Source organism: Actinomadura roseirufa (assembly GCF_900659635.1).
GTDB lineage: Bacteria > Actinomycetota > Actinomycetes > Streptosporangiales > Streptosporangiaceae > Spirillospora > Spirillospora roseirufa.
Map to the genome: position 1 here is coordinate 17498 of NZ_CAACVB010000097.1, position 10432 is coordinate 27929.

12 protein-coding genes are annotated in these 10432 nt (G+C 76.4%); 7 read left to right on the forward strand and 5 right to left on the reverse strand.

The genetic code is table 11. The features are described from left to right. Positions 1 to 232: 232 nt before the first annotated feature. The 4 genes from E1291_RS20960 (at position 233) to E1291_RS20975 (ending at position 2891) form a co-directional block, all read left to right on the forward strand. Positions 233 to 625 carry a hypothetical protein gene (locus E1291_RS20960; protein ID WP_131739537.1) on the forward strand — a complete coding sequence of 131 codons (393 nt, stop codon included), beginning with the start codon at positions 233 to 235 and terminating at the stop codon, positions 623 to 625. Continuing rightward, positions 622 to 1287, forward strand: coding sequence for a response regulator (locus tag E1291_RS20965; protein WP_131739538.1), 666 nt, complete (start codon positions 622 to 624; stop codon positions 1285 to 1287). Before E1291_RS20960 ends, E1291_RS20965 begins: the two co-directional genes overlap by 4 nt. 135 nt (positions 1288 to 1422) lie before the next feature. After that, on the forward strand, positions 1423 to 2118 hold the full coding sequence (locus tag E1291_RS20970; RefSeq protein ID WP_131739539.1) for an RNA polymerase sigma factor: 696 nt from the start codon (positions 1423 to 1425) through the stop codon (positions 2116 to 2118). Next, on the forward strand, positions 2115 to 2891 hold the full coding sequence (locus tag E1291_RS20975; RefSeq protein ID WP_131739540.1) for a methylated-DNA--[protein]-cysteine S-methyltransferase: 777 nt from the start codon (positions 2115 to 2117) through the stop codon (positions 2889 to 2891). Before E1291_RS20970 ends, E1291_RS20975 begins: the two co-directional genes overlap by 4 nt. A gap of 225 nt (positions 2892 to 3116) precedes the next feature. On the opposite strand, the gene E1291_RS20980 is transcribed toward E1291_RS20975, so the two are convergent. Further along, complete coding sequence (locus E1291_RS20980; protein ID WP_131739541.1) at positions 3117 to 4562, reverse strand: MFS transporter; 1446 nt, start codon at positions 4560 to 4562, stop codon at positions 3117 to 3119. Between the two features lie 350 nt (positions 4563 to 4912). Between E1291_RS20980 and E1291_RS20985 the strand changes: the two genes are divergently transcribed. Next, a complete protein-coding gene (locus E1291_RS20985) occupies positions 4913 to 5962 on the forward strand; it encodes an NAD-dependent epimerase/dehydratase family protein (RefSeq protein WP_131739542.1) in 1050 nt (349 codons plus the stop codon). Positions 5963 to 6027: 65 nt separating this feature from the next. Then, the gene (locus E1291_RS20990; protein ID WP_131739543.1) at positions 6028 to 6282 is read left to right on the forward strand and encodes a hypothetical protein; all 255 of its coding nucleotides are present in this window, start codon (positions 6028 to 6030) and stop codon (positions 6280 to 6282) included. 62 nt (positions 6283 to 6344) lie between these two features. Here E1291_RS20990 and E1291_RS20995 read toward each other — a convergent pair whose 3' ends face one another. Next, positions 6345 to 7274, reverse strand: a complete 930-nt coding sequence (locus E1291_RS20995) for a zinc-binding dehydrogenase (RefSeq protein ID WP_131739544.1) — start codon at positions 7272 to 7274, stop codon at positions 6345 to 6347. Positions 7275 to 7360: 86 nt separating this feature from the next. Between E1291_RS20995 and E1291_RS21000 the strand changes: the two genes are divergently transcribed. Next, positions 7361 to 8050 (forward strand): TetR/AcrR family transcriptional regulator, encoded by a 690-nt coding sequence (locus E1291_RS21000; protein WP_131739545.1) that lies wholly within the window; start codon positions 7361 to 7363, stop codon positions 8048 to 8050. Between the two features lie 297 nt (positions 8051 to 8347). On the opposite strand, the gene E1291_RS21005 is transcribed toward E1291_RS21000, so the two are convergent. The 3 genes from E1291_RS21005 to E1291_RS21015 form a co-directional block, all read right to left on the reverse strand. After that, positions 8348 to 8554, reverse strand: coding sequence for a CDGSH iron-sulfur domain-containing protein (locus E1291_RS21005; protein ID WP_131739546.1), 207 nt, complete (start codon positions 8552 to 8554; stop codon positions 8348 to 8350). Next, positions 8544 to 9335 (reverse strand): HemK2/MTQ2 family protein methyltransferase, encoded by a 792-nt coding sequence (locus E1291_RS21010; RefSeq protein WP_242614277.1) that lies wholly within the window; start codon positions 9333 to 9335, stop codon positions 8544 to 8546. The genes E1291_RS21005 and E1291_RS21010 overlap by 11 nt, the downstream gene beginning before the upstream one ends. 84 nt (positions 9336 to 9419) lie before the next feature. After that, positions 9420 to 10432: iron-containing redox enzyme family protein (locus E1291_RS21015; RefSeq protein WP_207400849.1), on the reverse strand; the 1013-nt coding region annotated here is incomplete at its 5' end.

Below are 10432 nucleotides of genomic sequence, written 5' to 3' on the forward strand. Positions count from 1 at the left end.
CCCGCGCCGCGGGACGGGTACGGGTCGCCGAATCGCTCACCGCTCCACGCTACAAGCCGGTGAACTGCGCTGATACTGCCGAAAGTCAAGGACCCGGCCCGCCGGCCCCGCCCGCCATCGCGGCGCGGCCCCGGCCGCCCGCGCGGCGCCCGCCCGATCACGCCGGTACGCTGATCACCGGCGTGGCCCGACCGGAGGGCCCCGGAACGGCGGTGGGCTTACGGTGGGGGCCGTGACTGTGACGCCGACGCCCCGTGACGCCGGATTCGTGGACGCGCGCGGCGCGGTCTCCTTCGGCCTCGGGTTCCCGCGCACCGTCGTGACCGGCCGGAACGTCCACGACCGCGCCCGGGTGGGCGGGCGGTGCGCCGCCGAGGCCCGGCACGGCCGCGAGCAGGACGCCCTGCCCCATCGGATCTCCCTGATCAACGCGCGGCGCGGCGCCGCTCCCGGGGCGAGCGAGGAGGCCGGCGAGGACACGCCACGGGAGGGGCGCGGCGTCCTCGGCGTGCTCCGCCAGGTCGACCGGGACACCGCCGGCCCCGGCCCGGGCGGAGGGTTTCGAGTTTGGGCGCCGCCGCCGCTGGACGGCGGCCCGCATGAGCACATGGAGGAGATGGCGTGATCCGGGTAGTGCTGGCCGACGACCAGACCCTGGTCAGAGCGGGGTTCCGCTCGATCCTGGAGGGCGAGGACGACATCGAGATCGTCGCCGAGGCCGGGGACGGGGAGCGCGCGGTGCGGCTGGCCGCCGAGCTGCGGCCCGACGTCGTCCTCATGGACATCCGCATGCCCGTCCTGGACGGCCTGGAGGCCACCCGCCGCATCATGACCGACCCGCGGCTGGAGACCGTCCGCGTCGTGATCCTCACGACGTTCGACCTCGACGACTACGTCTACGGCGCGATCAAGGCCGGTGCCAGCGGTTTCCTGGTCAAGGACACCGAACCCACCGAGCTCATCCACGGCGTGCGGGTCGTGGCCCGCGGCGACGCGCTGCTGGCCCCCACCGTCACCCGCCGTCTCATCGCCGAGTTCGCCTCCCGCATCACCGCCCCGCCGCCCGCCGCCGAGCTCAGCGCCCTCACCGACCGTGAGCGCGAGGTCCTGGAACTGGTCGCCGCCGGGCTGTCCAACGAGGAGATCGCCGGGCGGCTCGTGCTGAGCCCCGCCACCGCCAAGACCCACGTCAGCCGTATCCTGGCCAAACTCGGCGCCCGCGACCGCGCCCAGCTGGTCGTCCTGGCCTATGAGACCGGGGTGATCCGCCCCGGCTGGCTCGGCTGACCCGGGCCGGACGCTCCCGGGCCGCGCGGGAGCCGCTCGCGCGGGCGGGTACGGGCGGGTACGGCTCATGCGGGCGCGGCCACCGGCACCGCGGCGGGGGTGCAACGGGACGCTCCCCCGCGGTGTTGAACGGATGTGACGGTTACGGACGAAGCACACAGCCGGGCGGCCGCGGCCTCCCGCGGCCCCGGCGGCGCGGACACCGGCGGCGCCCCCGACCGGGGCGCCGAGGTCGCCGCGGCGCTCGCCGCCGACCTCGACGCCGGCTTCGCCGTCCTCTACGACGCCTACCGCGGCGTCGTGTTCTCCACCGCGCTGCGGCTGTGCGGGCGCTGGGCCGAGGCCGAGGACCTGGCCGCCGAGGCGTTCCTGCGCGCCTACCGCGCCCTCATCGGCTACGACACCGGAAGGATCGCCGCGCTGCGCCCCCGCGCGTGGCTGCTGACGATCCTGACCAACCTGTGGCGCAACGGCCTGCGCACCGCCGCGCGGCGGCCGCCGCCCGGCCCGCTGGAGGACGCCCCCGACCCGCCCGACCCCTCCGAGGGCGTCGAGGACGCCGCCGCCCGCCACGAGACCGGGCGGGAACTGGCCGGCCTGCTCACCGCGCTCACCCCGAGCCAGCGCGCCGCCGTCGTCCTGCGGCACGTCACCGACCTGCCCGTGGCCGAGATCGCCGCCGTGCTGGACCTGCCCGAGGGCACCGTCAAATCGCACATCTCCCGCGGACTGGCCCGGCTCCGCGACCTGCACCGCACATCACCGGCGCACACCGCGCCGGATCCCACGCAGCATCCCACGCCGCACCTCACGCAAGGGGGCACCCCATGAACAGCACCGCCTCCGGCGCACCCGACCCGCTCACCACCGGGCTGGCCGCGCTCACCGCCGACGCGCCCGACACCCTCCTGGACCGCATCGCCGCACGGCGCGTCCGCGTCCCCGGCCCGCTGCCCGACCTGCAGGTCGCCTTCACCGACCACGGCGTGGCCTACCTGCGCGCCGGACTCGACGAGGACGCCTTCGCCACCGCCTTCCGCGCCCGTTTCGCCCGCCCGCTGCTGCCCGCCGACCGGCCCCCCGCCGGGCTCGTGCCCGCCCTGCGCACCGGACGTCTCGGCGCGCTCCCGCTGGACCTGCGCGGCCTCAGCGAGTTCGAGGCCGCGGTGCTGCGCGCCGCCGCCGCCATCCCCCGCGGCCAGGTCCGCCCCTACGCCTGGGTCGCCCGGCAGGCCGGGCATCCCAAGGCGGTCCGCGCCGTCGGCTCCGCCCTGGGCCGCAACCCCGTCCCGCTGCTGATCCCCTGCCACCGCGTCACCCGCTCGGACGGCGCCCTGGGCGGCTACGTCTTCGGCGGCCCCGCCAAGGAGCGGCTGCTGCGCGGCGAGGACGTCGACCTGGAGGAGCTCGCCGCGCTCACCGCCCGCGGCACGCTCCTGGTCGGCAGCGACACCACCGGCATCGTCTGCTATCCCACCTGCGCCGACGCCCGCCGCATCACCCCCGCGCACCGGCGCGGCTTCCGTACCCTCGCCGCCGCGGAGGCCGCGGGGTACCGGCCTTGCCTGCACTGTCGCCCCGGCGCTCCCCGGCCCGCCGCCTGACCCGCCCAGGAACATCTCGCCGGGAACCCGCGGTCGGTGAGGCGGCCTCGTGCGGCGCGGAGCACGCCAGGGCCCCGGCGCGGGGCAGGGCCCGCGGCGTCGCTCCAGCGAGGGGACGGTGAAGCGGGACGCCCGCGATCGGGCGCCCCGCTCGGCCGCAATCGAACCCGCGCATCGGACCGGCGCATCGGACCGGCACGGGCCGGCCGGGTCACCGACCCCGGGTCAGGACGCCCCCACCGGCGCGGCGGGCTCCTCGGCCGCCGGAGCCGGCGCGGCCGGACGCCCGAACGACAGCGCCACCAGGATCAGCACCCCGATCCCCGCCGCCGTCACCAGCACCGCCGAACGCAGCCCGTCGGTCACCGCGACCCGCAGCGCCTCCCCCGACCGGCCGCCCGTCCCGGCGTTGGCGATCGCCACCAGCACCGCCAGCCCCACCGCGCTGCCGACCTGCAGGCCCGTCGAGGTCATCCCCGACGCGACGCCCTGCCGGTGCGGCGGCACCCCCGTGGAGGCCGCCGCGAACAACGTGGTGTACACGATCCCCTGACCGAAGCTGAACACCAGCATCGGCCCCACCAGCGCCGCGTACGACCCGTCCGGCGCCATCGCCAGACCCAGCCACACCGCGCCGCCGGCCCCGAGCGCCTGCCCGCAGATGAGCGTCGCGCGTATCCCGAACCGGGTCGCCAGCGCGCCGCCCAGGTTCGAGCCCACGACGGTCGCCGCCATCGGCACCAGGTACGCCACTCCCGTGCGCAGCGGCCCGTACCCCCGCACCGTCTGGAAGTAGACCATCAGGAAGTACACCAGCGTCCCGAACGTCGCCATGAACAGGAACGCCGTGGCGATGCCCGCGCTCAGGTGCCGGTTGCGCAGCAGCGACAGCGGCATCAGCGGATCGCGGCCCCGCCGCTCGATCGTCACGAACGCCGCCAGCAGCGCCGCGCCCGCGGCCGCGGCGCCCGCCACCCCCGGCGAGCCCCAGCCCGACTCCGGGCCCTGCACCAGCGCGAACACCACCAGCGTCGTGCCCGCCGTCGCGGTCAGCGCCCCCGGCAGATCGAACGAGCGGCCCCGCAGGATCGGCCCGTCCGGCGCCAGCAGCATCACCGCCGCGACGATCCCGCCCAGCGCCAGCGGCACGTTGACGAAGAACACCGCCGACCAGCCGAACGCCTGGGTCAGCACCCCGCCCAGCAGCGAGCCGAGCACCATGCCGCCCGCCCCGGCCGTGGCCCACACCGCGAACGCCCGGTTGCGCTCACGGCCCTCGGTGAACGTCGTGCTGACCAGCGACAGCGTCGCCGGGAACAGGAACGCCCCGCCGACGCCCTGCACCCCCCGCGCCGCCAGCAGCACCCCCGCCTGCGGCGCCAGCCCGCCCGCCAGCGACGACAGCCCGTACAGGGCCAGGCCGAACAGGAACATCCGGCGCCGGCCGAACAGGTCCGACGCCCGCCCGCCCAGCAGCAGAAGCCCCCCGTAGGCCACCGCGTACGCGCTGACCACCCACTGCAGGGTCTGATCGGAGAACTTCAGGTCGCCGCCGATGTCCGGCAGCGCCACATAGACGATGTTGTAGTCGAGGGCGATGATGAGCTGGGCGAACGCCAGCAACGCCAAAATCAGGCCCGGGCGGTGCGCCCGGACCGGGGTCGAGGACATGAAGGTCCCTTTCGTCCGCTGGGAGATCCGGTGGCTGAAACGCGCACCGGTCCCGGCGGGCACCGTGAGGCGCACCCCTTCAACGACGAGCGGTGCGGTGTCCCCGCGCCCGCGGCGTCAGGTCCGACCACCGCGGCCTCCCCGTCCGTTCCGATCGACCCCACCATGATCCGGACCGGGGGCCGGGCGGGCATCGGCCGTTGGACCGCACCCGTCCGGGACTTGCGGCCTAGGACCACCGGCCGTCCCCGCAGATCAACCGCCCAGATCAACCGCGCATAGATCGCCGTCCTGTGGGAATGGGCCCCACCCGTCCACCTGACAACCGACGCGACGAGGGGGAGTCCACCATGCGCGTCGTCGTCACCGGCGCCACCGGCAACATCGGGACCAGCACCGTTCACGCGCTCGCCGCCGACCCGCGCGTCACCTCCATCACCGGCATCGCCCGCCGCAGACCCGGCCTGGAGGCCGACAAGACCACCTGGGTCCAGGCCGACGTCACCGACGCCGACCTGGTCCCCCACCTGCGCGGCGCCGACGCCGTCATCCACCTGGCCTGGCTGTTCCAGCCCACCCACCGCCCCGCCGTCACCTGGGACGCCAACGTCGTCGGCAGCGCCCGGGTGTTCGAGGCCGCCGCCCGCGCCGGCGTGCCCGCCCTGGTGTACGCCTCCTCCATCGGCGCCTACTCGCCGGGCCCCAAGGACCGCGCCGTCGACGAGTCCTGGCCCACCCACGGCTGGGCCGGCGCCGCCTACAGCCGCGAGAAGGCCTACGTCGAACGGCTCCTGGACGCCTACCAGGCCCGCGAACCCCGCCGCCGCGTCGTCCGGATCCGTCCCGGGTTCATCTTCGAACGCCAGAGCGCCGCCGAGCAGCGCCGCCTGTTCGCCGGGCCGCTGCTGCCGGGCCGGCTCGTCCGCCCCGGCCGCGTCCCCCTCGTCCCGGACCTGCCCGGCCTGCGCCTGCAGGCCCTGCACTCCGCCGACGCGGGCCGCGCGTTCGCGCTCGCGGCCCTCGGCGACGCCGAGGGGGCCTTCAACATCGCCGCCGAGCCCGTCCTGGACGCCGCCGAACTCGCGGACCTGCTCGGCGCGCGGACCGTGCGGCTGCCCGCCCGGGGCGTCCGCGCCGCGCTGGCCGCCGCCTGGAACCTGCACCTGGTCCCCGCCTCGCCCGGCCTGTTCGACCTGGCGATGAAGGTCCCGCTCATGGACGTCTCGCGTGCCCGCGACGGCCTCGGCTGGACCCCCGAGCACACCGCCCGCGACGCCGTCGAGGAGTTCCTGGACGGGTTGCGCAGCGGCGCCGGACGCGACACCCCGCCCCTGTCGCCCGACACCGGCGGCCCCCTGCGCCGCCGCGAGTTCACCTCCGGGATCGGCCGTAAGCCCTGACCATCGCCACCGGGCCGCCCACCGGTCCACCGGCGGGCATCGCGCCACGACACAGGAGACCGCCCATGCCGACGATCACAGCCGAACACCTGCACGCCCTGCTCGCCTCCGACGACCGCGACGCCGCCCTCGTCGTCGTCGAGGGCCGCGCCGCCGTCGTGCCGGGCCCCGGTGCCCGCGGCGGGGCCCGGCACGACGGCGGGATGGTCATCACCACCCGCGACGCCGTCATCGCCGAACTGGACACCGGTGCCAACGACGAGCAGCTCGAACGCCTGGCCCAGCGCCTGGACGTCGCGCTGGACAGCCTCACCGGCTGACCACCGGCCGCCGCCCCGGCGGGCACCGGCGGCCGGACCGGCCTGCCGGTGGGCCGGTGGGGTCAGCCGATCTCCAGGACCGCCTTGCCGTTCAGGCGCCGCTCCAGCAGCGCCCCGGTCGCGTCCGCGACGTTCTCCCAGGAACCCCGCCAGGAGAGGTGCGGAGCGATCCGCCCGTCCGCGACGGCCGCGGCGAGCCAGGTCAGGTCGGGGGCCAGGTCGCGGCAGGCGAGCAGGAAGAACGTGACGATCGAGCGGTCATGGCGCCCCTGATGGCCGAACAGGGCGCCGAACGGGAAGCTCTCTCCCTCCTCCGAGGAGTGGCCGAGCGCCACGAGCGTGCCGCCCGGGGCCAGGCGCTCGTAGGCGTCCACCAGCCGCCGCCCGCCCACCTGCTCCACCACGCCGTCCACCGGTTCGCCGATCTCCGCCGGCTCGCGGATCACCTCGGCGGCCCCGAGCGCGCGCAGGCTCGCGCCGTGCGCGTCCGGGTCGCCGGTGGAGGCGACGACCCGCGCCCCGCCCAGCGCCGCGAGCTGGACGGCGTAGCGGCCCACCCCTCCCGTGGCGCCGGTGACCAGGATCCGCTTGCCGAGGATCGGGCCGATCCGGTGCAGGGCGCGCAGCGCGCTGGCGCCCGCCACCGGAACGGTGCTGATCACGCCCGGGTCGGCTCCTTCGGGAACCGTCCCGATCAGGTCGGTGTCCACGGCGCGGAGCTCCGCCCACGCGCCGCCGGGACCGAGCGTGACGACCGGGGTGCCCGCCGCGGGCCCCGAACCGTCCTGGGCCGCGCGTTCCACGATCCCGGCCGCGTCCCAGCCCAGCACGGCGCCGTCGGGGGCCTCCGCGAGGTCGAAGGCGACCTCGCCGTGGTTGAGCGACGTCGCGGCCACCCGGACCAGCGCCTGGTGGGGAGCGGGCACCGGATCCGGGGCGGTGCCCAGCCGGAGCCCCCCGGGGACGGAATGGTCGACGAGCAGTGCGCGCATGCGAAACACCTTTCACCAAGAAGCCAATGCCACTGAGTGACATAATGCTACAAGGGGCGTTAGCGCACCGGGTACAGTGGGGGACGATGAACACCGCGATCTCCCCGGACCTGCCGCTGCGCGAGCGCAAGAAGCTCCGCACCCGCCAGGCCCTGATCGACACCGCCCTCGACCGGTTCACCGCGCAGGGCTTCGAGGGCACCACGCTCGACGGGCTCTGCGCCGAGGTCGAGATCTCCAAACGCACGTTCTTCCGCTACTTCGACAGCAAGGAAGACGTCGCGATGGCCCCCACCCAGGACCTGTGGGCGGCGTTCCTGGAGGACCTGGAGACACGCGAGCCGGCGGGCACCCTGATCGGGCTGCTCGGGGACACCCTGGTCGGCGCGTTGCACCGCATGCCCGCCCCGGACTGGGCCGGCCGCGCCCTGCTCAGCCGCCGGCTCGCCGCCCGGACCCCGTCGATGAACGCGCACGGCCTCCAGTTCTGCGACCGCACGAGCAGCGCCGCGCTCGACGTCCTGCGGCGGCGGTTCGGCCTGGACGTCACCCGCGACCCGCGGCCGCGCCTGGCCCTCGACCTCCTGGTCGCCTCCTTCCACTACGCGCTCCAGGGATGGACCGCGGCCCCCGGGCCCGCCGACCGCGACGCCCTCGCCGCCCGCCTGCGCGAGGCGCTCGCCTCGCTCCCCGGCACCCTCACCCTGACCGTCCGCCCCCGGCACGACCGCGCCCAGCCCGCGGACCCGCCCACCGCACCGCCGCCCCGCGCCTGACCGGCCGGGATCAGGCCAGGATCAGGCGACCGTCCCACCCGGCAGAGGACCCCACCCGGCGCCCGGCCGCCCACACCGGCGGTGGACGCCGCCACAGAACGGGAACGCACAGAACGAGAACGACCGGCCGCCGGCACGGTGCGACGCGGCGCCCGAACCGGTCACCCTCCCCGGTCGCGCATCGTCCGGGGCGCCGAGGCCCACGGCCACGACTCCGGCGAGGCAGCGGAGCGAACGACCCGCGGCATCCGCTCCCGCACCCGCGCGCCCGGCCCTACCCTGGCACGGCCGGGCACCTCACCCGGCGCCCGGCCGGGCACGGCGGCGGTGGCTGGTGTCGCAGAACGGGAACGCCCGGCTGCGCCTGCACACGCACAGCGCCACCAGGAACCGGTCCGACACCACCCGCGTGCCGTCCTCGAGCTCGACCTCGACCGGCCCCTCCACCAGCAGCGGCCCGTCCCGCACCATCCGCACCCGCCGCGGCGCCCCCTCACGCCGCATGCCGTCCCCCGCCCCCCGCAGAGCCCCGCACCGCCGTCCGCCGCACCGTCCGCCCCGCGCCCTGCCGCGGGTCCTGCCGCGTGCCCTCCAGCGGGGTCTGCACGGCCTCGCCCGCCGCGGACGGCAGGTCACCGCGGATCACCAACAGCTCCTCGTGCCGCTGCCCCGGACGCACCAGCCCCCGCGCCTCCAGCTCCGCCGCGCGCGCCAGCATCACCGGCCCGAACGGCTCACGGCGGCGCGCCACCACCGAGGCCCGCAGCCCCGCCCCCCGCAGCGCCACCAGCGTGGCCGCAGCCCCGCTCAGCGCCGACTGCACCACCAGCAGCGTCCCGTGCCGCGCCAGATGACCCGGCGCGTCCCGGCAGATCCGGTCCAGCACCGCCCGGCCCGACGCCCCCGCCTCCCACGCCCGCCCCCGGCCGCGCACCGCCGCCGGGTCACGATGCCCCACCACGTACGGGGGATTGGCGACGATCACGTCGAACACCTCGCCCCGCACCGGGCCGAACAGGTCGCCGCGCAGCACCCGCACCGGCAGCCCCCGCACCCGCGCGTTCACCCGCGCCGCCAGCACGGCCCGCACCGACACGTCCACCGCCACCACCTGCCCGGCGCCCTCCCGCGCGGCGGCCACCGCCACCGCGCCCGTCCCGGTGCCCAGCTCCAGCACCCGCGCGCCCGGCGGCAGCCGCGCCTCGCGCAGCGCTCCGGCCAGCATCGCGGTGTCGTTCTGCGGCCGGTACACGCCCGGCGGCCTCAACAGCAACATTCCGCTCATGTACCGCAAATGCGACAACAGAAACGCGGCCCCGCGCGGCGGAGGTCGCCCTGTAGATCAACATGGAGATCATCCCGGCGCCGCTCAGCACGGCGAGGCGCCCGCGCCGGGACGCCCCTCCTCCAGCGGACGCCGCAGAGCCGACCGCGCGGGCCGCCCCCGCCAGCACCCCAGCACGTGCGCGCCCAGCCGGTCCTCCAGCAGCCCCGTCGCCCGGATCCCCAGGACCACGTCCGCCGCCAGCTCCGGCTCCTCCTCCAGCAGCCCGCCGATCACCTCGTGCCGCAGCACCTGCTCGTGCACCGCGTCCGCCTCGATGTGCTCGGTGAAGAACAGCACCGCCCGCGGCCCCGCCCCCAGCCGCTCCAGCGCCCGCGCCATCCGCCGCGCCGACGGCGCCGTGGTGATCTCCGCCGCCGCGAAATGCCCCACCAGCGCGCCCCGCAGCGACCGCCGCAGCCCGAACAGCGACATCATGTTCACCGTCGCCAGCATCACCGCCGGAGCCGCCTCCACATGGCCGCCGTAGGAGGAGTCCAGGCCCAGGTCCTCCAGCAGGTCCGCGTACAGGCCCGCGTGGATCATCTCCTCCCGGCCGGCGCCGAACTCGTCGTGCTCCACCGCCACCAGCGCCGTCTTCGCCCGCCCCCGCAGCCGCGGGATCACCCACGCGTGCGGATCGGCCTCCTTCAGGTGGTACACCGACCGCAGCGCCGCGTACTCGCGCAGCTGCCACCACTCGCCCGCGTCCCGCAGATGATGCGTCACCCCGCCGGCGTCCACCGGCTCCACCAGCAGCTCCTCCAGCGCCCCCCGCACGTCACCGCCGCCCGGCAGGTCCGCGCGCAACGCCCCCAGGAACGCCGCCTCCATCGCCCCGCGCAGCCCCAGCAGCCCCGGGTCCCACTCCCAGTCCGCCTCCACCCCGGCGAACCCGCGATAGTGCAGCTCGAAGCACACGTGCAACGCCAGCTGCAGATCCTCCCCGTAGGGGTCGGCCGACGCCACGGCCGCCAGCGGCCCGCATCCCGCGCTCGCCTCGCCCCCCGCGCCGGGCGGCGCGCCCGAGGCCAGCGCGCCCACCACCGCCCGCGACA

What these genes read in the sequence shown, in the direction of transcription:
- E1291_RS21005 (WP_131739546.1), bottom strand. Translation starts at nt 8,554, where the DNA reads ATGCGGCGTGAGGGGGCGCCGCGGCGGGTGCGGATGGTGCGGGACGGG.
- E1291_RS20990 (WP_131739543.1), top strand. Translation starts at nt 6,028, where the DNA reads ATGCCGACGATCACAGCCGAACACCTGCACGCCCTGCTCGCCTCCGAC.
- E1291_RS21000 (WP_131739545.1), top strand. Translation starts at nt 7,361, where the DNA reads ATGAACACCGCGATCTCCCCGGACCTGCCGCTGCGCGAGCGCAAGAAG.
- E1291_RS20985 (WP_131739542.1), top strand. Translation starts at nt 4,913, where the DNA reads ATGCGCGTCGTCGTCACCGGCGCCACCGGCAACATCGGGACCAGCACC.
- E1291_RS20975 (WP_131739540.1), top strand. Translation starts at nt 2,115, where the DNA reads ATGAACAGCACCGCCTCCGGCGCACCCGACCCGCTCACCACCGGGCTG.
- E1291_RS20995 (WP_131739544.1), bottom strand. Translation starts at nt 7,274, where the DNA reads ATGCGCGCACTGCTCGTCGACCATTCCGTCCCCGGGGGGCTCCGGCTG.
- E1291_RS20980 (WP_131739541.1), bottom strand. Translation starts at nt 4,562, where the DNA reads ATGTCCTCGACCCCGGTCCGGGCGCACCGCCCGGGCCTGATTTTGGCG.
- E1291_RS21010 (WP_242614277.1), bottom strand. Translation starts at nt 9,335, where the DNA reads ATGAGCGGAATGTTGCTGTTGAGGCCGCCGGGCGTGTACCGGCCGCAG.